Source organism: Paenibacillus sp. FSL K6-2524 (genome assembly GCF_038005525.1).
Lineage (GTDB): Bacteria > Bacillota > Bacilli > Paenibacillales > Paenibacillaceae > Fontibacillus > Fontibacillus anaericanus.
Genome location: NZ_JBBOSP010000001.1, coordinates 276,440 through 301,542 on the forward strand (window position 1 = coordinate 276,440; position 25,103 = coordinate 301,542).

The 25,103-nt window shown below is 38.6% G+C and carries 21 protein-coding genes and 1 pseudogene; 14 read left to right on the forward strand and 8 right to left on the reverse strand.

Going from position 1 to position 25,103, the window contains the following annotated elements; translation table 11 throughout:
• Positions 1-46: 46 nt before the first annotated feature.
• Positions 47-2,812 (reverse strand): annotated as a pseudogene (locus NST85_RS01275) (type I restriction endonuclease subunit R); the annotation flags it as partial.
• A gap of 640 nt (positions 2,813-3,452) precedes the next feature.
• Between NST85_RS01275 and radC the strand changes: the two are divergent.
• Positions 3,453-4,061, forward strand: coding sequence for a RadC family protein (gene radC, locus NST85_RS01280; protein ID WP_341188312.1), 609 nt, complete (start codon positions 3,453-3,455; stop codon positions 4,059-4,061).
• Between the two features lie 18 nt (positions 4,062-4,079).
• Here radC and NST85_RS01285 read toward each other — a convergent pair whose 3' ends face one another.
• On the reverse strand, positions 4,080-4,427 hold the full coding sequence (locus NST85_RS01285; protein ID WP_341188313.1) for a helix-turn-helix domain-containing protein: 348 nt from the start codon (positions 4,425-4,427) through the stop codon (positions 4,080-4,082).
• Between the two features lie 171 nt (positions 4,428-4,598).
• On the opposite strand from NST85_RS01285, the gene NST85_RS01290 reads away from it, so the two are divergent.
• The 9 genes from NST85_RS01290 (at position 4,599) to NST85_RS01330 (ending at position 12,479) form a co-directional block, all read left to right on the forward strand.
• Complete coding sequence (locus NST85_RS01290; protein WP_341188314.1) at positions 4,599-5,234, forward strand: zinc ribbon domain-containing protein; 636 nt, start codon at positions 4,599-4,601, stop codon at positions 5,232-5,234.
• 19 nt (positions 5,235-5,253) lie between these two features.
• Entirely contained in the window at positions 5,254-5,409 is a 156-nt protein-coding gene (locus tag NST85_RS01295; protein WP_170220309.1) for a hypothetical protein, read from the forward strand.
• A 158-nt stretch (positions 5,410-5,567) separates the two neighbouring features.
• Positions 5,568-6,512 carry a hypothetical protein gene (locus tag NST85_RS01300; RefSeq protein WP_341188315.1) on the forward strand — a complete coding sequence of 315 codons (945 nt, stop codon included), beginning with the start codon at positions 5,568-5,570 and terminating at the stop codon, positions 6,510-6,512.
• 196 nt (positions 6,513-6,708) lie between these two features.
• The gene (locus NST85_RS01305; RefSeq protein ID WP_341188316.1) at positions 6,709-6,900 is read left to right on the forward strand and encodes a helix-turn-helix domain-containing protein; all 192 of its coding nucleotides are present in this window, start codon (positions 6,709-6,711) and stop codon (positions 6,898-6,900) included.
• Between the two features lie 35 nt (positions 6,901-6,935).
• Positions 6,936-8,336, forward strand: coding sequence for a hypothetical protein (locus NST85_RS01310; protein WP_341188317.1), 1,401 nt, complete (start codon positions 6,936-6,938; stop codon positions 8,334-8,336).
• Positions 8,337-8,571: 235 nt separating this feature from the next.
• The gene (locus NST85_RS01315; RefSeq protein WP_341188318.1) at positions 8,572-9,129 is read left to right on the forward strand and encodes a hypothetical protein; all 558 of its coding nucleotides are present in this window, start codon (positions 8,572-8,574) and stop codon (positions 9,127-9,129) included.
• Positions 9,126-10,823, forward strand: a complete 1,698-nt coding sequence (locus NST85_RS01320; protein ID WP_341188319.1) for a DNA primase family protein — start codon at positions 9,126-9,128, stop codon at positions 10,821-10,823. Before NST85_RS01315 ends, NST85_RS01320 begins: the two co-directional genes overlap by 4 nt.
• Before the next feature lie 235 nt (positions 10,824-11,058).
• Positions 11,059-11,265 carry a helix-turn-helix domain-containing protein gene (locus tag NST85_RS01325; protein ID WP_341188320.1) on the forward strand — a complete coding sequence of 69 codons (207 nt, stop codon included), beginning with the start codon at positions 11,059-11,061 and terminating at the stop codon, positions 11,263-11,265.
• Positions 11,266-11,363: 98 nt separating this feature from the next.
• Positions 11,364-12,479 (forward strand): site-specific integrase, encoded by a 1,116-nt coding sequence (locus NST85_RS01330; RefSeq protein ID WP_341188321.1) that lies wholly within the window; start codon positions 11,364-11,366, stop codon positions 12,477-12,479.
• A gap of 431 nt (positions 12,480-12,910) precedes the next feature.
• On the opposite strand, the gene NST85_RS01335 is transcribed toward NST85_RS01330, so the two are convergent.
• Positions 12,911-14,271, reverse strand: a protein-coding gene (locus tag NST85_RS01335; protein WP_341188322.1) for an IS1182 family transposase whose coding sequence is annotated in 2 segments (ribosomal slippage) — positions 12,911-13,701 and positions 13,701-14,271 — 1,362 coding nt in all. Because the reading frame shifts where the segments join, the coding sequence is not laid out codon by codon here.
• Between the two features lie 597 nt (positions 14,272-14,868).
• Here NST85_RS01335 and NST85_RS01340 point away from each other — a divergent pair.
• The gene (locus NST85_RS01340; RefSeq protein WP_341188323.1) at positions 14,869-15,837 is read left to right on the forward strand and encodes a helix-turn-helix transcriptional regulator; all 969 of its coding nucleotides are present in this window, start codon (positions 14,869-14,871) and stop codon (positions 15,835-15,837) included.
• Positions 15,838-15,949: 112 nt separating this feature from the next.
• Here NST85_RS01340 and NST85_RS01345 read toward each other — a convergent pair whose 3' ends face one another.
• The gene (locus tag NST85_RS01345) at positions 15,950-16,693 is read right to left on the reverse strand and encodes an NADPH-dependent oxidoreductase (protein WP_341188324.1); all 744 of its coding nucleotides are present in this window, start codon (positions 16,691-16,693) and stop codon (positions 15,950-15,952) included.
• Positions 16,694-16,854: 161 nt separating this feature from the next.
• Between NST85_RS01345 and NST85_RS01350 the strand changes: the two genes are divergently transcribed.
• Positions 16,855-17,343: a MarR family transcriptional regulator gene (locus NST85_RS01350; RefSeq protein WP_341188325.1), complete on the forward strand. Its 489-nt coding sequence runs from the start codon at positions 16,855-16,857 to the stop codon at positions 17,341-17,343.
• A gap of 192 nt (positions 17,344-17,535) precedes the next feature.
• Here the strand turns inward: NST85_RS01350 and NST85_RS01355 are convergent, their stop codons facing one another.
• Both NST85_RS01355 and NST85_RS01360 read right to left on the reverse strand, forming a co-directional pair.
• A complete protein-coding gene (locus NST85_RS01355; RefSeq protein WP_341188326.1) occupies positions 17,536-17,982 on the reverse strand; it encodes a YdeI/OmpD-associated family protein in 447 nt (148 codons plus the stop codon).
• A 50-nt stretch (positions 17,983-18,032) separates the two neighbouring features.
• Positions 18,033-18,503: a DinB family protein gene (locus NST85_RS01360; RefSeq protein ID WP_341188327.1), complete on the reverse strand. Its 471-nt coding sequence runs from the start codon at positions 18,501-18,503 to the stop codon at positions 18,033-18,035.
• A 264-nt stretch (positions 18,504-18,767) separates the two neighbouring features.
• Between NST85_RS01360 and NST85_RS01365 the strand changes: the two genes are divergently transcribed.
• On the forward strand, positions 18,768-21,023 hold the full coding sequence (locus NST85_RS01365) for a carbohydrate-binding domain-containing protein (RefSeq protein WP_341188328.1): 2,256 nt from the start codon (positions 18,768-18,770) through the stop codon (positions 21,021-21,023).
• Between the two features lie 363 nt (positions 21,024-21,386).
• Here NST85_RS01365 and NST85_RS01370 read toward each other — a convergent pair whose 3' ends face one another.
• Both NST85_RS01370 and NST85_RS01375 read right to left on the reverse strand, forming a co-directional pair.
• Positions 21,387-22,181: an SDR family NAD(P)-dependent oxidoreductase gene (locus tag NST85_RS01370; protein ID WP_341188329.1), complete on the reverse strand. Its 795-nt coding sequence runs from the start codon at positions 22,179-22,181 to the stop codon at positions 21,387-21,389.
• Between the two features lie 136 nt (positions 22,182-22,317).
• A complete protein-coding gene (locus tag NST85_RS01375) occupies positions 22,318-23,328 on the reverse strand; it encodes a helix-turn-helix domain-containing protein (RefSeq protein ID WP_341188330.1) in 1,011 nt (336 codons plus the stop codon).
• Positions 23,329-23,781: 453 nt separating this feature from the next.
• Between NST85_RS01375 and NST85_RS01380 the strand changes: the two genes are divergently transcribed.
• Positions 23,782-25,086 (forward strand): aminoacetone oxidase family FAD-binding enzyme, encoded by a 1,305-nt coding sequence (locus NST85_RS01380; RefSeq protein WP_341188331.1) that lies wholly within the window; start codon positions 23,782-23,784, stop codon positions 25,084-25,086.
• The last annotated feature ends 17 nt before the right edge of the window (positions 25,087-25,103 follow it).

A 25,103-nucleotide genomic window follows, 5' to 3' on the forward strand; every position in this document is an offset into this window, starting at 1 on the left:
AAGAAAGAGCGCTGGATTAGCGCTCTTTAATCTATTGAAATAAAGTTTATGCACCATACTTTTCGGTAAAGTCACGTATAAATGATGTAATGGTTTTGATTGTTTTGTTTTTTTTCAAGAATGATCCTGATAAAGAGTCCATGATTGCATTTTTTTCGATTAAATTGGAATACTCATACGTTGATACTTGTTCACGTAATACACTGTCTTCAATATTTACTTCTTTCGCAAAGGTTGAGAGTTCCTGCTCACTCATTTCTTCTTCGTAACGATTGTATGCATCTATAACAGATTCATTAGGCGCTAACGTTGGTGCAACCTTATCTAAAAAACCTTTAATCAATTCAATTTTGAGACGTAACTTCGGATCAGAGGCATGGTCTAATTCTTGTTTGATGAAACGAATCTCTTTGTCACGTTCTTTTTCATTTGTTGTGTTAAGGCTCGATATCAGATTCAAAATGTAACTGACATTAATCTTGTCTGTGTGCATTAGCTCCAACTCAAAGTCGATGTCATGTAATATCGATTCTTTTGGTAGTTCGCTACGCTTAAAATTTTCGTATAACTTGAAGTATTTGCTCTTGAAATCTTCATAGGATTGCTGTGAAATCGTTAGCTCTGTTTCATCAAACTCAAAATCAGAAAACGACTGTAAACGTTGAAGCAATTTCGTCACATTTTTGAACGCAATGATAAATTGACGTTTATCTTCTTCTCTATCTAGCTCGTCTACTTCTTCTGGAATGACTGTAATTGCTCGTAAATTTTTCACAGCTTCTTTGAACGCTTTTAAGTATTCATCGTAGCTACCCATTAGAACGGTATCCACATTGTCTGTTCTAGAGAATAACTTAATTGCATCATCTGTATTGTCTTTTAAATTTCGATAGCAAACAATATTACCATATGGCTTAGTCGCTTTCTCTACACGATTTGTACGGCTGTATGCTTGCAACAAATCGTGATACACCATGTTCTTATCTACATAGAGTGTATTGAGTGGCTTACTATCGAATCCAGTTAGGAACATTTTTACGACAAGTAAAATATCAACTTGGGCAATTTTTACTTTTTTTGATACATCAGAAAAATAACGATCCCCTGTTTCTGTCGAGAAGTCTGTGTCGTACATTTTGTTATAATCTGCAATCATACGATCTAATGCTTCACGAGAATGTTCACCTGTTCCATCACTTTCCTCATTTTGCCCATATGAATAAATACCTGCAATTTTTAGGTTGGGATTCTTCAATTTAAAAATATCGTAATACTTAATTAATGTTGGAATGGAGTCCACTGCGAACAATGCACAATAACCTTTACTCTTCGAACGTCGTAGATGATTATCAATAATATGGTCAGCTATGAGATTTAACCGTCGTTCATCATGCCATACTTCATCTGTATCAATCGCTTGTACTTTTGTATCATCACTTTCGTCAATCTTGGCATTGAAAGTACGAATGTATTCTACAGAAAATCCAAGTACATTCCCATCACGAATCGCATCTTTAATGAGGTAATGGTGCAGGCACTTCTCAAATAAATCGGCAGTTGTACGTCCATCTTGACTCTTGTTCTCGACAAATCGTGGCGTTCCCGTAAATCCGAAATACTGTGCATTTTGAAAATGTTGATCGATTTCCTTTCGCATATCACCAAATTGGCTGCGATGACATTCATCAATTATGAACACAACATGTTCTTGTTTGTATGGTTCCATGACATTTGCATATTTAGGATTTTTAACTGCATTATTCATTTTTTGAATCGTTGTCACAATGAACCGCTTCATTGGATTTTGTATTTGTTCAATAAGGATTTCGGTTTTGTCTGTACGGTCAACCGCGCCTTTTTGAAACTTGTTGAACTCTGCAATCGTCTGGCTGTCTAGATCTTGGCGATCGACAAGAAAGAATACCCTTTTGATGTTTTCCTCATCGGCCAAAATTTGCCCAGCTTTAAAAGAGGTTAAGGTTTTACCAGAACCGGTTGTATGCCAAATGTAGCCGTTATTATTCGTTTCCGTTGCACGTTGTACCAATGCTTCTACTGCATACACTTGATAAGGACGCATGACCATTAAGGCTTTGTCTGTATCGTTAATGACCATATAGCGACTAATCATTTTTGCTAAGTGACATGGTTTTAGGAATGTGCTCGCAAAACCTTGTAAGTTTGTAATGAGTTCATTGTTTTCATCTGTCCAGAAAAACGTAAAGCCAAACTGAATGTCATAATCTGAGTTGGAGAAGTACTTCGTATCTACTCCGTTACTTACGACAAAGATTTGTAAGAATCGATACAGACCAGTAAATGTATGACGACGATAACGTTGAATTTGATTAAACGCTTCTTTAAAATCTAAACCGCGACGTTTCAGTTCAATTTGTACAAGCGGCAAACCATTAATAAGAATAGTGACATCATAACGATTTGTATATGTGCCTTTCATTGATGTTTGCGTCGTTACTTGGAATAAGTTCTTGCACCAGTCTTTTGTATTCATGAGTTCTATATATAACTCTGTACCATCTTCACGTTCAATCAATAACTTATCGCGCAAAATCTTCGCTGAATCATATATACCTTTGCCTTCGATTAGCGTTAAAATACGTTTGAATTCAATATCAGTTAATGATTGCCCATCTAGTTTATGTTCGTTAAATTGATTTAGTTGATTTTTAAAGTTTGCAAGGAGTGCATCATAATCTGCAATCTTTACAGGTTGATAGGCTTGATTAACGAGCTGTGTATGTAAATTTTTTTCGAGTTGTGCTTCAGATTGATAGCCCATCATTGAAATCTCCTTTGTTACTTCTTTTCTTTATTATACTGAAAATAAACAGTATATTCACTCATATCATCATATTTAATATAGAGGAGTAATTATAATGGCAGCTAAAAGGATCTTCTTCGGAAATTATAAAGGTGGGGTTTGGAAAACTACAAGTACATATCAGAGATTTCGGTGAGTAGTAGAGGAATAAGATAACTTTCCCAATTAAGGATTTTGAATACCAAGGGAGGTTAAATATATTCCTATTCAACAGTGTGAAGATGTTCACTCTAGAAGCTCTATGATATTGAATGGACTTCCTTTTGACAGTATTAGTGGAGTTGAATGATGGTTCAGTGATTATGTACTAATAAATAGTTTGGTTTTTTTAAGCTATATAAATCTATATTATACATGTGATACTTATGCTGATAGGTAGTCCTCATGAGAGTCAGTTCACACATAGAAAAGTCGAGAGTATAAATACTCTCGACTTTTCTATGTAATTTAGGGAGCGATGCGTATTGAATATTATTCTAAATAAAGTCTCAAGGTGGGTAGTATCTATTGTTTGGATAGTGATAGTTACAAGTTCAATCTTTAAGGATGAAGAGGTATCAGATGATGAACTGTTCTAGCTGTCAAATTATTATAAGGAGGGGTATTAAATATGGGCTACACTAATAATAGCGAATTAAGAACCCTGTTAACTGATTCTCTATGTGAAAAACAAGGTAGCTACATCATTGAAGAGTTATTTTCGAGATTCCCAGTAACTAATGAGTTGATGGATGTGACGGAGCAAGAACTTATACAAATAAAGGGGATCGGAAGGGGAAAGGCTAGACAAATCATTGCATTACTCAAACTTGCAAAATCCTGTGTAGTACCTTCTAATAATAGTACTGTAATTAGAAGTCCCAGTGATGTTTTTGAGTTAATAGAGCCAGATGTTAGATACCTACAGAAGGAGCATTTCATATGTTTATTTCTAAACACAAAGAACCATCTGATTTTTAAAGAGGTCATTTCAATAGGATCTTTAAATTCAGCAATAGTTCATCCGAGGGAGGTGTTTCGTGCGGCAATTAAACGATGCAGTGCTTCTATAATAGCTGTGCATAACCACCCCTCAGGCGATCCGCAGCCAAGTACAGAAGATATTGATATGACTAAACGTCTTGTTGAGGCTGGAAGTATAATAGGAATTGAGCTACTTGATCATCTAATTATAGGAGGCCATAGTTTTTATAGTCTAAAAGAAAATAGTCTAATGTGATAATACACTAAGGTGTACTTAGTTTTTATTATCTCTAAATTTAAGCAGTCGCTTAATAAAGTTAAAAATTTCTTCTTGCTCATAAGGAGTACGTCCTAATAGTTGATAAGTTATTTTATCAATATGCGTAGTTTCCAAATCACTAGTTTCATTTGAAGTAAAAACAAATAGATCCGAGAGTTCGATATTTAAAGCCCTTGTTACTTTATCTAAAGTATCTATTGTTGGGCTTTTTTCACCACGTTCAATTTGACCCATATAAGACGGGGTTATTCCTGCCTTAAATGCAAGTTTTTCTTGACTGAATCCTCGTTGTTGACGCAATTCACGGATTTTCTCCCCGACGGTAATGGAAATATTACTCACATTCTTTCCCTCCTACAATAACCATGTCACTATGGAAACCATATGTGGTAAAGCAAATGGCAACAACGCACAATAGTATATATTTTTAATAGTTACTATAGTAATTGACATAATTCGACGACTACAGATATAATTATTTTGGAAGAATATAGGTAAGGAGGAGGGGGTATATTGAACTGTCCAAGGTGTCATTCGCTTAACGACGATACCGCAAAATTTTGTAACAGTTGCGGATCAAGCTTATCTTTACACTCAGGTGGAGTTGAAGAAATAAATGCTTCAATCCCGAAAAAGGAGAAAAAGGGTGGTTGCTTAAAGTCTTTGCTCATTGTTATTGGTGCACTTTTTGTGATTTTCTTGTTAATTGGGATATTTGCTGGGGATGATGAATCAACACAACAAGCTACTTCCCAGTCAAATGGGGAGAGAAAGATCACTGAACCAACAGAAAATCCGTTCAATTTGGAGGATTTTAAATTGGAGGCGGAACAATATCCTTATAAAGAGTTGGCTAGAAACCCAAAAGAGTATTTGGATAAGAAGTTGGTCTTTGTTGGTCAAGTAGTTCAAGTTATGGAATCGGGTAATAAGGCGCAATACAGAATAAATGTTACTAGTAATGAATTTGGATATGAAGATACTATCTACGTATTCTATAAGAGAGATAAAGATGAGTCTCGTATTCTTGAAGATGATATAGTCACAATTTGGGGAGAATCAAAAGGTTTGATTACATATGAGGCAACCATAGGTGGGAATATTACAATTCCACAAGTAGATGCAGTTGCTATTGAACTTATGAAATAATTCATTATTGGAGGTAAAAATGAAGGTTATAGGGATATTGTTGTTGATTCTTGGAGTTATTGGAATAGTATTAGGTGGTATGATGGTAGGTGATATTGGTATAGCAGCTATCATTGGATCAATCACAGCGCTGTTATCGGGTATTGGGTTTCTTATTGCAAAAAATAAAAAGTAATAGTGAAAGAGTGTAGTACAGTAGACGTTTACTGCTGATGCTATACTTTTTTTCTTGTTGTGCAGTTAATAGCCGATAGGTTAGAATAGCCTGAATACCATTTATTGGGTGGTATGTGTTGGTAGTCATTTCGAATAAAGAGATGGAGGAGAAGGATATTGAAAAAGCGAATTGCTATACTATGTTGTCTCATGATGCTTTTAATACAGGTTACTACTAACACTAAAGTAATTGCAGCAACTAACTATAGTGGGGAGTGGAGTAACTATAGTGATATTGGGAATTATGGTATGGATGAAATGAGACTTACCATAAAGGATAATGGAAAAAAGGCGAGTGTTGAGGCTTCTGAGGATACTTTTATACCACGAGATGATACAAGAGAGAGTTATTTAAATGGGATTGGTAAAATGCGTAGTCACGTAGTTTATGGTAGTGTCTATTTTAATACAAAGGGCCAAGCATCGTTTAACTTTAAAGATGACTATAATAAAGGAAAAATGAACATTCAGTTACAGAAAGATTATATTCAGATAACGTGGAAAGGGAATGATTCTTCGGAATATTCTTTCCCTAATGGAACGTTTAAGCTCTATAAAAAAATAAAGGTAACATCAACAGAATCTAAAAAGATGGGCGTATTTTTAAGTAATTTTACAGAGGTATTTTTGGATAGATTTGATTCAAAGAAGATTAATAGTACGGATCTAATTCATTTTGGAATCTGGCATAATTATATGAATAATTACGATACAAGAATAAGTAGTGCGAAAGATGGATTATTATTTATTTCGAAAAAGAATGTAGAAGATTCCATCTATAAGTACTTCAATATTCAGTTTATAAATCATAAGTCGGTAGATAGATATGAATATAATGGAAAAGGCTATATATTTGACGGAGCCGATGGAGCACAAATAAATTATGTGAAAGTAGAAACGGTATATGACTTAGGGCAGAATAAGCTTAGATTGAGTGGGAAACTTTATAATCCTGAAGATGATACAGCAGAATTACGGGGGCAGGTTGAGGCAGTAGTTATAAAGACGAAGAATAACAATGAAATTAGGTATGTACTGGAGAAGCTGACTGCGAAAAACTAAATATCAAGAGTAGGCATAATAAAATTACGCCTACTCTTTTTTTATATGTGAGCAGAATACCAGGTATATTCTGTACTAATTCTCGTTATATTGAGTTTATTATTACGATTAAATAAGTCTATATAATTTCATGTAAAGTAAAATAAAGACAAAAGGTGAACAATGAACTAATCTAAATAAAGGTTGGTGAAACAGTATGTATGACGAATATAATGAGATAATTACCGTGGAAGAACTTGCTGAGTATTTACGCATAGGAATGAATACCGCTTATGGCTTGGTTAACTCTGGTGAAATCCAATCATTCAAAATCAAAAATTCTTACCGTATTCAACGGAGTGCAATTGTAGATTTTATAATAAAGAAGAATAGTCAGTTAAAGAATTGATTAGTATAAGAACTTTACAGGGGGATAATCTTAGTATGCTACATATTAATTCAAATGCTTTAGAGTCAGAAATGTTAAAAGTGTATAATCTCACCACAGAGTGTCCGAGTAGCATAGACACTCTTGAAGAATTAGCAGATTTTGTTGTAAAAGAAACAAATCATCTTATCCCCGAGAAGATAAGAACTATGATAGAAGGAGCATGGAATCAAGAGGGCTCGAAATTTACAGGCAGCTCATTAAAGAAGATTATTGTTAAGGATTTGAGGGATCATATTTTGGTTAATTCAATTATGGTTTCAGAATGTAAAATGGGTGAACGAGTGACTGTAGATAATAAATTTTTAAGATCCATTTTAGAAAATTCTTTAGACACTAGACTTTCTAAAATTCAGACTAAAATAAGTATTAAGGAACTTCTTTACGACTTGGATGGAAATGGCGACTTTTTGAGTTTGAAGAGTGGCAATTGTCCCAAATGCATATCCTCAATGATAGGGTACGTAGCTATAAATTATGGCTCGCATACGTTTTTGAAGGGGGGGAAAAGGGATCATTTGGACTCAATAATAAAAAAAGAACAAGGAAAATGGGAAGAAACCATAAAGCATACCTCGAATATGATTGAAAAAACTAAACTTGAAAAGGATAAAGACTTAGAAACTAACAGTTTAACCAAGGAATTAAATGAACGATTTCATATTAATTATTACAACAATTTTGTGTCTGTACTAAACAGTATGGAAGACCCTAATAAGTCGATTAACCTACTCTTATTTGAAAGAGAGTATAATTTGGGGTTGGCTTCTGAGATCTCTAGAATTGGAAATGATGCTATAAAAATGATTCCTGTAGAAGTAAAGAATGAAGAAAAGTATTGGGGGAAATATACGGATTTGTTATGCGTGACAGCTTTACTTCCTAATATTAATGGACGTACACTTTTAGCTAGATTAATTCATTCATATTTACTAACTTGTGAATCTTCAAAGAGATTAGTCCTATTGCAAGATATGATGAAGTCAATAATTCAAATGGCGGTTATTACTATTCCAGTTATGGAATCTTACTTCATAAGGTTGGAAAGTGAACGAAACTTCAGAAACATAAAGGCGGATTCTTTTATTAAAGAAGCAAAAGCAGAAGCAGAAGCTATTATAGATGTGAAGCCTTCATATTCTTTAAATAATAGGGTAGGTGTTTTAGATCCAAATTTTATAAAAATGAAGAGGATTCTAGAGGTAATCGGAAAAATAGACAAAATATACAAAAATGACTTAATGCATGTATATAAAGACCCTTACAAATATTTAGTTAATAATGGTGGTAATATTGATAAGTTTGATATATACCTTGATGAGTCTAGAGGGTTAATTCCTGACATATCTGATGCTACCACGGAAAAGTTTGATTTTTGGAATTACTCTATTTATTAGTTGTAGGCGAACCTAAGTTAAGGAATGATTTCAGTATACTGAAATCATTCCTTATATTTTTTTGTAAGACGTATAAAAAATATTCATTTTATCATATTTTCAAAAAAAAAGTAAGGTTAAAAGAGGTTTTTTTACATATCGTTTTTTATCTATTTGTTAATTCCTCCTTTGAGTATTCTTAATCACAGAGGCGCCCTATGCCCTACCAAATAAACTCACAAAGGAGATATGAAAGATGAAACAAAGACTACTGAATCAATTAACGCAGAAGGAAGAAAAAATGCTGATTCTGATGAAGGAACATGAGGATATTCAAATGGTTGCTTGTGATTCTGTAGAGTCTATTGTTTGCTTAGATTTCAAAGAAATTGAACAAGCAAATCTATTTGTGGCCTTCATAAACAACAACAAGAGCATTTGCAATGGTATATACGGCGAAGAGCATTTCTCCGTGGGAAACGAGGAATTGGATAATGATCCACAGTTCTTGCGGGTATTTACGGATTTAAGAAAGCCAGGATCGGTTAAGTTCCATGTTAATTGTCAAGGGGAAAACTATAGACTTACTAGTGATAGTAGCGATGAGGCGCAATTAATAATATTTATTGAGACGCCCAAGTTTTGCCAACTTTCTCTTTATAATGGATTTCTTATAAGGGACAAAATAAGCCATATTTTTTTGACCTCGGATAAAATGAAAGGTCCTATAAGGACACTTGCATATAGCATATTAACTCATAACTTTAAACATTTTCCACAAGGCTTGCGTCAAATGGAAAGTCGGCAAAAATGAAAAGTCAAGAGCGTGTAAATTCATTAGAGTATGCTAAGCTCGAGTTCCCGTCAAGTCGTGAGTTAAGTGATTCTTATTTAACAAAGAAGGATTTGCCTTTTAGCAATGAATATGAAGAAATTCAAAAGCTTACGAGAGGCTCATTAGATGAAGATTACGCTAGATCTCATAATATGGATACCCTTGCTGAGGAAATGCAATTGTCTTTAGGAGGCGGGAGCGCCTCTGATTCCTTTTTAAGTAATCAAAGTAGACATTTTGGGGAGATATCAACTACGAATACACTAGGTAAGAATGAGGCAAAGGAATTAATTGAAAAGGCAAATGAAGAGAAACCCTTAAAAAATGAAGAGGAATCCCAGCAAAGCGTTCCACTAGATTATGTGGTGACGCAAACGTTCATCAATGAGAATGTAATTAAATGCTTCAACGATACAATTTACATTTATGATGAAAAGCATGGATACTACAAGGAAATAAATGAATCTCAAGTATACGTTGCTATTCGAAAAACACTACCTCCAGAAATTGATATGAAATTATCAAAAAATAAAATAATTGAGGTTATTCATCGCCTGAGGAGCAATCCAGACTTGCACGTTGAATTTAATTCTTTTGATAGTTATATGGATCTGATCAACTTTAGGGATTGTGTCTTGGACGTTCAGAAGAGGGAGGTGCTCGCTCATAGCTCTGAGTTTATGTTTACTAGCTATATTGATGCTGATTTTGAAGAAACCTCTGGATTAAGAATTTATGCAAGTGGCAAAAGAGCTGAGGGCAGAAATTTCTTGAAATTTCTAGATGATTGTACAGAAGGGGATCATAGAAAGCAGAGGTCGTTACAGCAAGTAATGGGCTATATCATTAGTAATGAGTGGAGGGCAAAAAAATTCTTTGTTTTAGTAGGAGCTCCGCACACTGGGAAAAGTGTCTGGCTTTGGCTATATAGAATGCTGATTGGAGAAAATCATACAACAGCCATGAGCCTCAAACAGCTAGGAGAGAATAGGTTTATGACAGCTGAGTTGTTCAAATCTAAGCTTAATGTAACTGCTGAGATGGATGAAAGTTCGGCCCTTAAAGGGACAGACATAATTAAAGCAGTGACTGGCGGAGACTTGTTAACAGCGGAACGGAAAGGTGAGCACCCCTTCCGCTTTTATGCGAAGACAAAGCTTGTAGCATGTGGGAATAGTATGCCATTACTTAGTAAGATGGATGGTACCTCAGCCTTTATTGATCGTTTATTGTTTCTTACATTCAATAATACAATTCCAGAAGAAAAGAGAGATAAGAGACTGATGGAGAAACTACTTGAAGAAAAGTATTTTATAGTGAAGTGGGCGGTTCAGGGTATGTATGATCTTCTTGATAATGATTTGGTTTTTGAAGAAAGTGAGGATGCCATACGGTTTAAAGAATCATACTCAGAGGAACTAAACAGTGTTTCAGAGTTTATTAGAGAGAGATGCATTGTTGACCCTGGAAACCACGCCTATAGCATTCATAGAAAAAATCTTTATGACGCATATGTTTATCATACTCGAAGCGATGGCTCAAGAGTTGTTACAAAAGAAGAGTTCTATGTTGAAATCAAGAAACTGGGAGTATTACAGGCAAAATTTCGCCTTGGTGGCAATCCATTAATAGGGTATAAGGGGATTAAGTTAGTACCTCATAAAACTAAATAGCTGGTCCAGAAGGCTTTAAGTATAGTAGTTCCAAGGCGACAAAGAGGATTCTTATAAAATATATAAGAAGAGTGAGATTAGATGGCTACATTGTCTACGTTTGGGAGAAACAAGCCTATTTTAAAGGAATTGTGTTAGTTCAAACGTAGACAGTGGTGTCTACATTAAGGCTTCATGGTGCTACGTTTAAGCTCATATTGAAAATATATATTATTACTAGAAGGAGGAAAAGAAGATGGTGTTAAGGGATCGTGATATTTGCTATACCGTCTCAGATTTATATGAAATGTTGCCCTTGGGAAGAAATGCAATATATAAGCTGGTGAATAGTGAGGACTTTCCGAAGAAGCGAATTGGGAATAGAATATTGATTCCGGCTTTAGGTTTTACAAAATGGTTAGAAAACTTCGATGGAAATGATGGAGAGGATATTAACGTCTAGAATAATAACATTCAGGATGCTCCATTAGACCAAGGATATGGGGTAATGAGAAGGACTACTCATTCCTCTTATAAAGATAGCAGAAAGGGGCTGCACAGATGGCAGGGAGCATACAAAAGGTAGGTAACAAATATAGAATAACAATGGAAACAGGTAAAGACTTTAGTGGCAAGCGCAAACGCACTTATGTAACAGCCACCTCAGAGGCAGAAGCGAAAAAGGTCCTAGCTGAATTTGAGTATAATCAACAGAGGGGCATGTTAGTTGAGTCTAGTCAAATGATATTTTCTGAGTTTTTGGATCACTGGATGGACAATTACGTTCAATATAATTGTGAAGAGACTACTGTGTATGGATATAAAAATATTTTGAAACATATGAAGGACCATATAGGTCAAGTAGAGTTACAGAAGCTACAGTCAGGTCATTTGCAGGAATATTATAAATATTTGATGGAAACCAAAAAGTTATCACCAAATACTGTTCATAAACATCATGCATGTGCTAAAAAGTCACTATCATATGCTTTGAAACAGCAGCTTGTATATAGAAATGTGGCAGATGGTGTGTCGCTTCCACGCAGAAAGAGGTTTGAAGGTCAATCTTACACAAAGGAACAGTTACGCGAACTCTTACAGCTTGTAAAAGGAACGAGATTGGAATTACCTATATTTTTAGCAGGATATATGGGATTAAGAAGAGGAGAGATTGTTGGGCTAAAATGGAAATATGTAGATCTTGATCAGCGGGTAATACATATACAAGAAGTAAGAACATCTGCGGGTAAAAATGTTATTGTGAAGGCACCAAAAACAGAGAAAAGTAGGAGAACGTTATATATCGAAGATGAGTTACTTGAACTTCTACAAGCATGTAAAGAAAAGCAATCAGAATTCAAAAAAGTCTTTGGAGAAGGGTACCACAATACAGGTTATATATACGTCCATGAGAATGGAAAGCCATATAGAGTAAACACAGTGACAGAACAGTTTAAAGACTTCCTGGAAAAAAATAATTTAAGGAGAATACGATTTCATGAGCTTCGTCATACATTTACAAGTATATTGTATGCTGAGGGAGTAGATCTTAAGGCAATATCAGAAGCGTTAGGGCATTCAGATATAGGTACAACTAATAGGATTTATACACATGTTTTTGACAAAACTCACAAGAATACTATCAGTGCAATGAGTCAGGCCTTAAGAACGCCGTAAAAATGTACAAGTCGGCTGATTAATAAGGATGACTATGAGATACTAGATTTGTTATAATCTATATAGGATAATTATCTTGTGCAATGACTCAATAATATATAGTTTCTTGTACAAAACTCCTGTCCGATTTCTGTAGACACTTCGTAGACAAAAGACATAATAAAGCATAATAATGGGTAACAACATATAACATGAATTAATAAATAAATTGTAAAAAAACCTTACGAAATAAGCTGTTTTAACAAGAAGAGGTATCAGTTAAGATTATCCAATTTTTTGTGGACAGGGGTTCGACTCCCCTCGCCTCCATATGGAGCACACAGAAAAGACACCCGAGAGGGTGTCTTCAGCTTGTCGAGAAACCCAGTCATTTTCATGACATCGGGTTTCTCTTTTTATTTTGGCAGATATAAAATCGGGAAACTAGGGGTTTAAACCCGGTACTCCAGGCGATCCAGGTGGATCGCCATCTTCTTCATATTCTGTACGGCTGCCGTCATCAGTGCTTGTTCTCTGACGTTTGGTAGCCCTCGCAAACGGCAATAGCGAAACCCATGGAGCTCTTTAGCATCCGCGAAGCTTCGCTCTATCGTTTCTTTTCGTTTACGGTATAACTGTTTGCCGGACTTGCTGAGCCGGTTATTCCGTACCCAGTCCTTGCTGTCTTCCCAAACATGTCGGGTTACCACCTTCCGGTGGTTTCGGGATTGCGTACATTGGTCCAGCAAGGGACAGTTCTTGCAATGCTCTGGATCGGACGCGTACTGCCGATAACCCTTGCGATCTGTGGTTCGGTAACCCAATTCATGGCTTGCAGGGCAGACGTAAATATTTCGCTCTGCATCAAACGTGAATTTCCATTTCGGAAACAAACCTTGCTTCGGATGAAATCTTCGGTGAGCAATTACCGCGAAAATATTTCTGCTTTGTAAACCTCGACAAATTGGCGTAGTTAAATAACCTGAATCTAATGCAACAGCTTCGACCTCAAATTTAAAACGTTCTCGCTGACGGTCCAAACGCGACAAATAGGGAACAGAATCATGGACATTTCCCGGTGTGACATGCACGTCCGTAATAAAATTGTACTTTGTATCCACCGTGCGGTGGTCCAGATAAAAGAAGCCCTCTGGTTTGCCATCCCGAATCATATATCCGCTGTCCGGATCCGTCTTGCTTACTTTAATTTCTTTGTCCTCAGTCACTTCCTCTCTAGGTTTTAGGGCTTTTTTCCGTGCTCTTTCCGGTCTTCTGCAACGGCGGCGTTTAGCTCGTCCACGTAATCTTTGGTATTTTGCAGCACTTGCTGTTTTGTGTACTGGTGTTTATTCGCATTTGCTTTCACGTGGGTAGAGTCACTCACCAGAACACGTCCGCCAACCATCCGGTGGGAAATGCCCTGCAAGACAATCTCATCGAAAATATCCTGAAAAATGTTCGTACCTTTAAACCGAGTTCGCCGATTCCAGCTAATAGTTGTATGGTCGGGCACTTTATCTGTTAATCCGAGGCCTAGAAACCATCGGTAAGCTAAATTGGTCTGAATTTCACGTTCTAATTGGCGTTCGGAACGAATGCCATAAAAGTATCCGAGAAATATCATCTTAAACAAAACAACAGGGTCAATCGCGGGTCGTCCATTATCCGCACAGTACAAGGGCCGAACTTTTTCATTGATAAAGGAAAAGTCGATATGTTTATCTACTTTGCGCAGCAAATGATCTTGCGGGACCAAATCTTCTATGGAAACAAACTCGTAGACTTGTTGTTTTTCTCGGTTGGAACGTAGCATACAGAACACCATCCGTTCTATAATAGTTACCTATATTATACAACATTAACGCGGTGTCGTCTTAAATAATTAATTCATAAAGAAGGCTGTCGAGACTTTCTCGACAGCCTGAAGACACCCGAGAGGGTGTCTTTTTTCATTTTAAAGGATGGAACAGGGGGCATTGCGGTTAACAAGTCTTGCTGTGATTGGGATTGAAGCATGTGTTGTTAATGTAACCAGTGACAGTCACTGATGGTATACATAGTGCTAAGCAAAGGTATGCCTATAGGATATGATAATTCGAAACAATGAGAGTTATTTCATTGTGGAAGGAAAGTCTTTGAAGTAAAGTGTATTTGTTTATTTAGGTGGGGCTGGTGTTTGGTTAGGACCAAAACGTTTGAGTTGTCATTGAATGATAACGTTGATATTATCCAAGGCAGAGTAGTTTCCTTATCTGTGCTTAGTGTTTGATATTATGTAAGCGCTGAAAATTTATATTAGGCAAGTTAAGGAATAAAATATATCCTCTCTTTTCCGCAAGTAAGATCAAGCGATGCAATTTCCATTACTCTAAAATGACTATAGAGTGGTTGAAACGAGGTGAACAGACGAATGTACGAGTGGCACAAGCAAATCCAAATAATCGTTGATGAAATTGACGAATGTATTAAACATCATAACGGTGAAGCCATAACGCTACGGTTTCTTTCTCGCAAGTTGGGTTATTCCGAGTTTCATACTACGAGAAAATTCAAGGAGATATCGGGTATGCAATTTAGGGATTATCTGCGGCATAGGAAATTAGCCTTTGCACTAAAAGAGGTTCGGGATAGTGAAAAAAGCATGTTGGATATTGCTTTTGATTATGGTTTTTCATCACATGAAGCCTTTACCAGAGCTTTCAAGGGAACATATGGTGTAACTCCAAGTGAATACCGAAAAAAGCCTATGCCTGTCGCACTTCGTACAAAAATAAACCCTTTCGACCGCTACTTATTCGGATTTGGAGAGATTGGTATGATGAAATCTACAGACGATGTTAAAATTTATTTTGTAACCATTCCCGCACACAAATTTTTGCACATTAAAAACTATGAGAGTAATGGGTATTGGGATTTTTGGCAAAAGCAAAGTCTTATTCCGGGACAGGACAACGAAACAATTTGCGGCTTACTTGATAGTATCAAGGGCAAATTGGATGACGATGGTGGGAGCGAATCTAACGGCAGCAGCGGTCAGATTATGGCGTACATTAACGACCCGGACGGCAGACTCTGCGATTGGGGTATTCCACGTACAGAGTGTTATGGTGCACGTCTTCCTTTTGATTATAAAGGCGAAGTACCACCACAAATGCTTATGATTGATGTTCCCGAAGCCGAGTATATTGTTTTTGAACATGGGCCATTCGATTATGAGCAGGAAAATCGTAGTGTGGAGGATAAGATGGAAAAGGCAATGGCAACTTTTGATTTTGCAGGCACCGGTTACTGCTTTGACACTTCCCCCGGTAGAATAATTTACTTTTATCATAATCCGGAGCGGTTTTGGAAGTATATCAGACCAGTGCGGAAGTCATAATCAATAAAAAGCACATATGTTAAATCCACAACCGAATCCGGTTGTGGATTTTGCGTTTCAGGGATAAGAAGCTATAGGATAAGGTCAACATGCTCGTTATACACAATTCTCACTATTTCAAATCGAATCCTTTGCTTTTTACGTATTCCGTATACCCGCCCAACGGCAAATCTTTATCCAGCATGGCGATGAATTTTCCGGACCAGGTTGCCTTTTGTTTGTTATTCGTTCGCGCGTCGTAGTACTCCTCGATTTCCCGGTCATATCTTTCGACCTTTGCTTTAAGATCGGGATCATACCGGTTTTCAAAAAATACGGCAGACCGTGGCAACCGCGGTTTTTGCTCGGGGAACTCGTCGGGAACACCTACTGCAAGACCGACCAAAGGAATGACGAAGTCCGGCAGGTCAAGCCATTCGTCCAGTGCAGGCAGGGCCTCGTTAATTCCGCCGATAATAACAGCTCCGAGCCCCATCGATTCGGCCGTAACATTGGCATTTTGCAAGGCAAGCGCGGCACTCAGCACAGCGGTTTGGTAAAAATACGAGAAGCTCAGGTTACGACCCATTTTTTCTTGCTGGTCCGGACCGGCAGCCAACATCATCCGATGAAGATCGACGCAAAAAATAAAAAAGTACCCGCATTCCTCAATCGATGGATTTTTCGAATGCACTGCGATCTTCTTCCGCAGTTCCTGATCGGTAACGCCGATGATCGAGAACGGCTGCATATGCGCCGAAGTCGGTGCCATTTGCGCTGCATCGACAATGGCTTCGATTTGCTCGCCAGTCAACGGAATATTTTTAAACTTACGGATGGAGCGATGCTGGCGGATCACTTGCATGACCTCATTCATTAAAATTCCCTCCAAATAGATGGTTTCTGTAGAAGTTGTATGAAGACCGTGTTTTGTTAAATGGTTTCCACGGAAACTATAATAACAAGAAAAAGATATCCTGTCAAATTGTTTCCGTGGAAACCATGATATAATGAAAATAAAAAAGGTAGGCTTGCCTTATGCCAGATATGAATGATGATTTGCTACAGCTCAAAAACCGTATCGAAAAGTCAATGTACCGGATCCTCATCAGCGAAACTGACGAGGACCAGGATCGGCTTTGGCTCACGGAGCATATCTCCGATGACCGGCTAAAAAGGCTGCTGCCCCGCCTTTCCGTCTCAAGCCTGCATGTTTTGGACGTCATCAATACGCATGAAGGTATTAAAGGGGCCGATATCGCGCGCGATATGGAGATAACGAAAGGGGCCGTCTCCAAAATTACCCGCAAATTGGTGGATCATGGCCTGATCCGGAAAACCCAGTTGCCGGACAACTTGAAAGAAATTTATTTCTCCGTGACTCCGCTCGGTGCCGAATTGGCCAAACTGCATCGGCTATTCCACCAGGAGAAGGATCAAAAAGCGATGGAATTGTTGACAAGTTTCGACACAGCGTCGTTGAAAATCGTGGCAGACTTTTTGGAGAAGCTGGCCAGTCTGCGATAGGGCCGGGTGCTTCCGTAGGTAACGGTTTTGCATCGCCACGGTTCACCTCCATATGGAGCATACAGAAAAGACACCCAAGAGGGTGTCTTTTTTTGTTTCATGGTAATTTTGGACTGTTCAAGGAGGATAAAGAGGCTTGTTAAGACGGGTTACAGGAGCTTGCTGTTAATAGGTAATCAATAAGCGGGTTCTTTAATCTTTAAGTTTACTAATTAGAGCTAGTATTCGGTTATTCTTTGTTTCTTCCTTTTTAGCAAGTTCGATATGATTAATCTGTTCTCGCTTAATGTAGTCAGGCTGCTTTGAGAATGTATTCAAAATGTGGTGTTCTTCAAGGATTTTAGTTATGTAATCTGGAACAACAATTATACGATTTTCCTCACATTTCTTAAGTGTTACATGGAGTGTATCGCCGAGCTCTTTTTGTACTGCTCTTCGAATAAACTCATTATAAACAAAATAATGCCCATTCTTTGACGGTAACAACGTATGGTCAAACTCGTGCCCGTCAACGAGGATTTGAATAGATACTTTACCATTAGTATTGAATATCTCCCTTACTGAATATGGGAAATAAACTACTTTCCATTTCATTTTACCTTCCAGCATCTTTATCTCACTATCAAACTCATAAACCATATTGAATAACACTCCTCATTGTAAAGAAGCTAAATTTGATCATTAACTTTTTAAAGCCACTTTGCTGCTTCTAGGTGATTTGAATTCAATATGTTGTTGCAATAACCTATATGATGTTGAACATGCCTTATCTGCATTAGGATTACGTCAGTTTTAGTTATTTCCTCGTATAGTACACACGGTTCCAATAATTTGTCGTCAGTAAGTTCATCAAAAAACTTACGAGCCACACTCGATATTTCCTCTACGTAATTCTTCATTTCCTCTTTAGTAGGGTAGTCAGAGCACTCCTTATCTAGGTCTTCTGTTACATCCTTCCCGAAGTCAGGTATTATGAATTCTTCATCTTTCTGCTGCCTAAACCAAAATTTCATACTGGTTGTAGCATGGAATATTTGCTTCCAGTATTTGTGCTTGCCATCGATCCAAAAATCATCAGGACATACTTCGATAAGATTCTTCAACATTTCTACTGTCGGTTCAAACTGTCTTCTTAAGATAGTTACCATCTTGTCGCTCATGCCCATCAACTCACTTCTCGAAATTTAGAATCTTACATTTATTCTTGTTCTTAATAACCAAAACCTTCCTTTTATTAGCTGTATTTTTGGAAAATTTGTGAAATATGGGAGGTTCGGAGACTTATTTATTGAGGAATTTGATATAGAATTTTGGAGCACATAACTAGTAGAGTATTCAGTGTATTTTCAGCTAGCATTAAGCCTTAAATAAGCTTTGTATTATACTATTAGTGTATAAAATCTATTGAAAGGAAGTGATATACTATGCTGAAACGTACAATGTCTCTTATGCTTGTCTTAATCTTAACAATGACCAGTGTGGTGGGGATTGCTTCTGCTAGTGCTACTACGAAAGAAACGGTTATTAACCTTTCTGATACAGCAGTAACAGTTGATGGACAAGGGGCGTTAACAAGTTCATCGGCAGCTGTATATGTAGGAGCAAGCATTTTATATTATGAGGACGGACATAACAGTAGCTATGGAGAAGGTACAGATTCAGATGCGCACAGTGCGGAGGAAGCAGCCGAGCATAAAGTTGTGACGATTACGAAGCCTGGCACTTATCGTGTATCGGGCAAGTTATCGAAGGGACAGCTTGCAATTGATTTGGGAGAGGATGCGGCTTCCGATCCTACAGCGGTCGTGACACTTATTTTGGATAGAGTAGATATTACGAATACAGTTGCTCCAGCAGTTATTTTCTACAATGTTTATGAGCCATATTCCAATACAGAGGATACAAAAGGAATTGTGGATCTTACTGATGCAGGCGCACAGGTTATATTAGCAGATGGTTCTGTCAACACTGTAAACGGCGCTTATGTCGCACGAATTTATAAAGAGGGCACAACGAAAAAACTGCATAAATATGATGGAGCCTTCTATTCTAAAATGTCTATGAACATTTCTGGAGAAGCTAAAGGAACGGGAGAGCTACACATTACTGCTACTAACGAAGGGCTCGATTCTGAGCTGCACTTGGCTCTCAATGGTGGAAAGGTTTATATTGAATCTCAGGATGATGGTATCAATACGAATGAAGATGGGATTTCAGTTACAAGTATCAATGGTGGATATCTTTACGTAAATGCAGGTTTAGGAGCCGAAGGTGATGGGATTGACTCCAATGGCTACTTAACGATTAACGGCGGAACTATTGTTACTATGGCTAATGACCGTAGTCCTGACGGTGGTATTGATGCCGATAGTGATATTACCATTAATGGCGGTACAGTGATTGCACTAGGAACACGTAATGATGCGTCTTCTTCTGCATCTAAACAGTCCTTTATTGAGCTATCTTTTGCTACAACACAAGCGAAGGGGAGTAAAATTTCATTAAAAGACTCGGCAGGCAATGAATTGCTAAGCCATACTGCGGATAAGAACTTTCAAAGCTTAACATTTTCATCTGCCGACCTTAAGTTTAATACTGAATATCAACTGTATATTAATGGAGTACAGCAGCAATATACAGGAAATTCTTTTGGCATGATGGGTGGCGGCTTTGGTGGCAACCGTCCTGACGGTGATAACGGACAAGCTGGACAAGGTACTCCTCCGACAGGTGAGCGTCCAGCAAAACCAGAGGGTACACCTCCCGAAATGCCAGAAGGTACACCTCCAGAAATTCCTGATGGTATGCAGGGAATGCCAGAAGGTGGCTTTAATCCAGGTGGACAAGACACAACAGTAAGCGGTGAAGGCTCTACAACATTCGTAATAACGGATTCTGTTCATAGCTTTTCAGGTATTTCCGAGGCAACTGACAATAACGATAAAACAAAAGTTACCTTTACTGTCAATAATGGTGCTGGCATTCAAAGTGTAGCTTCTGGTGAAAGAATTGAATTTGAGGGAGTTACAGTAAGTGCAGATGTTCCTGACAGTGATATTCAACTAACAGTAACAGATGTGCCTTCAGAGAACTATTCTGAAACATATCTTTTATCTGAGTTGAAAGGTGATTATTCCAAAATTATGCCTAAGGAGGATGGGCAATACCGTCTTACCATTGCGGTAGTGTCCTCTAACGAAACATACACTGGGGTATCACAATGGCAATTTGCAATTGGTGTGTTACCTTTCACGGATGTGAAGTCAAACGACACTTCTTATAATGACATTAAGGCTTTATATGAAAAGGGAATTATGATTGGAACGAGCTCGACTCAGTTTTCACCAAATTCACCAGTAACACGTGCAACTGCGATTACAACTCTGGGTAGACTTCTCGATATAGAGCAAACTGAAACTAGCTCTTTCAATGATGTTGTGAAAAATAGTTGGTATAGTGGATATGTTGGCTGGGCAGTGGAAAATGGACTTGTTATTGGTGATGGAAATGGGAACTTTATGCCAAGTGACAATCTGACTGCTGAGCAGATGAAGCTTATTATATCGAGATATGTAGAATTGAGCGGATTAGATATTTCGGTAGACGATCTCTTCCCAAATACTCTTACTGGTACAATGACTCGTGCAGAGCTTGCGACTGTATTAAGTAAGCTACTATAATCGGGAGGTTCAAATCCCCATATTTTATAATTTATCAGTTCGTTGATGGGCGTATTCGCCTTCCTCGTATAGTACACACGGTTCCAATAATCTGTCACTGTGGCACAATCTTTGATTGATGAAATTGAAGCCAGCAACAAGGAATTTGAGAGTACGTATTTAGGTAATGATGCTCCATATGGAGTAAAGTAGAAGACACCTTTAGGGGTGTCTTTTTTCATTTCATCAGTTGTTTTCGACTATAAGAATTCCGTTTAGTTTACAACGAGCAGCAGATCGTTTTGTCTAGCTGCTCGTTGTAACATTAAAATAACCAGTATTAATAATTTCTTCTTCTTCCTGCTCAGAATCGCCAGTGATCTATTAATAAATCGTCGGCACCATTCCCCCGTCCATACGGATTGGAGAACCCTTAAATGCTGAAGCGTAAGGGCTACATATAAAAGCTGCCAGTCTTCCGATTTCGATCGGTCTGATAAAACGCTGAATCTCAGACTGAGGCAAGTTTGCGGCCATAAATTTTTTCTCTTTTTCGGGGAACGTTAAATTATTATCAGCGTAGATTCCCTCAATGATCTGATGCACATTTTCAGAAAGTGTTGGTCCAGGCATTATCGTATTGACGGTCACTTCAGTCCCTATGGTTAATTTAGATAAGCTTTTTGAAAGTGAAAGCAGCATCGATTTGGTCATACAATATTGCGGCATTTGACCTGAAGGCATTACAGCTTCTTCGCTTGCAATAAAAATCATGCGTCCATAATTGTTGTCCAGCATTTTAGGCAGATAGAATTTACATAATCCGTTTGCAGCAAGTACATTCGTACGGAAGTATTTATCCCATATTTCATCGGTTACTTCATCGTAACTCATAATTTCATATATACCTGTATTGTTAATCAAAATGTCCACATGAGGATATTTTTCAAACAAAGCTTCTCTCTGTTTAATATCCACAATATCTGCAGCGGCATTTTGAGGAGAAGTAGCCGGAAAATTCGAACGAATTTCGTTTACCGTTTGTTCTACTTCTTCGCTATTTCTTCCATTAATAAGTACATTCACGCCTTCTTTGGCTAGTTCAATAGCAATGGCTTTACCGATACCCTTCGTTGAACCTGTAACTAAAGCTGTTTTATTGTGTAATCCCATATCCATGATACATTTCCCCTAAATGAAGTTTTATAGAACCTCAAGAATATTTTTGTGTTCCCGATAGGGATTATAATACCTTGTCTGGGCTGCTCAGTAACTAGCTCACGGCGCCATTCTTCTTGCAACACACGCCAATCATTTAAACTTTGCCTATATTCTCCGAACGCCAATGAGAAGGCGTATCTCCTTCCCATATGCGGAATGCGCGGTAAAACGAATTCAGGTTCTCGTATCCCACTAGGCAAGCCACTTCTTTAATGTCCAGTGATGGGTTGACTAAATACTCCCTTGCCTGTTCATGCCTAGCCTGCGTTATCAGATGTTTGAAGCTTGTGTCTTCCTCAGCTAGCCGCCGCTGCAGCGTTCGATCGCTCATATTAAGCTCCTTTGCGACAGAATGTATGTCAAGATGCCCCCCCATAAGGCTCCGCTTGATGATCCATTTCACTGTCTCGGTGATGGAAGAAGTGCTTTGCTTTTCATTCAGCGTCCGGTCTAAGACAGGTGTCAAAATTTCCAGCAGCTCCTCGTTATACGTTGCAAACGGAATGTCTAAATCTCGGCGCCGCAACGTGAGCCGGTTCCTGATGGTACCGATTTGGATAGGACAACCGAAATAAGCCTCCAGCGCCTGCACATCACCCATGGGATGTGAAAACTCGACCCTTCGTGCATTCAAAGCTTGGCCTGTTCCCCGGCGCCCTAGTTCCAGAAGATACGCCAGCGTGATCCCAACCAATACCTTTGGACCGGACTCCTCCGTATGCTGCCACTCCAACTCGATGGTGCAATCCTCACCCTCCTCCGTTATAAGCAACCTTTCGGGAGGACACATTTGTTTATACCTAGCCATGCGGTAAAGAGCATCTCTATAATCACGAGCGTGATAAGTGGCCAAGACGTCAGGTGGGTATTGTGTCGTTTCAAAGACAGTTACAAGTCCAATGATCGCTTTGGCAATATCACCTATGAGATCCGAAAAAGCCTGCCAGATCGCAAAATACTCTGCAGCGGTGACTTTAGGTTCAGTAATTTCGGTAATTGGCAGCCGGGCTTGCCGAGCTACATCCCTTGGAGAAACACCTAATTGCTGTAATCCGGACCAAAAGCCAGAAGGGAATTTAATGCATTTCGTGGTATGTAACTTCATTTATAGATCTCCTTTGCAGATTACACGGATGTGCTGTTGAATATAAAAATGAAGAAAATTGAAGTAGCCTTATGCGAACATATGTACACAAAGCATACTCTCTAGTCTGTTCAAAAGTCTACTCCGCCGATTCGTTATGTATCGCGTTGAAGATATACACTACCGAGGTTTCATATTTGCATCTGTGTTTATTTTTCGTTATCATCATTCATTATGGATTTGGCATGCGGCTCTCCTCCATTAGTAAATCCACAACCGAATGAGGTTGTGGATTATTGCTAATTTGGAACGGTTATAGTTTCTATAAATTGTAGCGGGGTAGAGGTTTATTAATGTAATGGGACGAAATCAGGAATTCCAACCGGAATTCAGTGGTGCTTACACTTATGCTATAATTTAATAAAGCGCTTTTGTGCTTTCAGAAAAATTGGATAAAGGGTGCATTGACCAACCATGTATAAGAATCAGACTTCTATGCACCACAAGCTGTTTATTATCGGCGCAGGTGCTGCCGGACTAATGGCCGCTGTTACTGCGCGGGATCTGGGTATCGATACTGCCATTCTGGAGAGTAACGACCGGATTGGAAAGAAGATATTAATGACAGGTGATGGTCGCTGTAACATTACGAATGAATCCACTGCAACGGGTACGGATGAAGCGGTCGCTTTGTCGCGCAAGTATCACAGTAATCAGGCCGGATTTCCATTGACGGTATTGCAGCAATTTGGCATCCGTCAAACCATTGATTTTTTCTCCTTTCTCGGGCTTCCGCTTACAAGATTGAAGGAGGGCTTGATGTATCCGATGTCGCTGCAAGCTGCAGCGGTGCTGGATATTTTTGAACTTGCGCTGGAGGATCGGAATGTTCCGGTATACCTCAACAACAAAGTGTTGGATGTTACCGTTTCGACGAAGCATCCGCGCTTCACGATAAAATGCCAAACGGAGCTCGATGAGCAGGTTGTTTATACCAGCGAATACCTTTTTCTATGTGCCGGTGGCCTTACCGGTCCGAATGCGGACAAAGATAATCCTGGTTATACGCTTGCTGAACGTCTGGGGCACACCATGATCGAGCCTTTGCCGGCCATTGTGCAATTGAAGCTGCAGTATCCCAATATGAGGGCGCTGTCCAGTATCAAGCTTCAGGGACAGGCCCATATCATCGTAAACGGTAAAGTCATCCGCAGCGAAAAGGGTGAAATTGCTTTCACGGATTATGGCATATCAGGCCCGCCAATTCTCCAGCTAAGCAGGAAGGCTGCGTATCATCTTGCAAGAGGAGAAAATGTAACAGTATCGGTTGATCTGATGCCGGGCCGCACGGAGGAAGAGGTAGTTGAGTTTTTGGAAATGCACTGGGAGACCTTTGGACACCGGACTGTTGTGGATTCCCTCGTCGGCATCTTCAACAAGAAGTTGGTCTCCGTCCTGCTGAAGGAGGCAGGCATCGATCAGCAGCCAGAACTGCTATGCCAGGATCTTTCGAGGAAAACCAAGATAATATTTTATCGAATATTGAAGCGTTGGGAATTTAAAGTGATCGATACCAAAGGTTTCGAGAACGCGCAAGTAACAGCCGGCGGCATCGATACGACTGAGCTAATCGAGGGAACGCTGGAATCCAAGCTAGTACCTGGGCTTTATTTGGCTGGCGAGGTGATGGATGTGGACGGGGATTTCGGCGGCTATAACTTACAATGGGCTTGGAGTTCCGGTTATGTGGCCGCGATGGCGCTTGCTAAGCAAATGTAATGAATTCATAGGAAAAG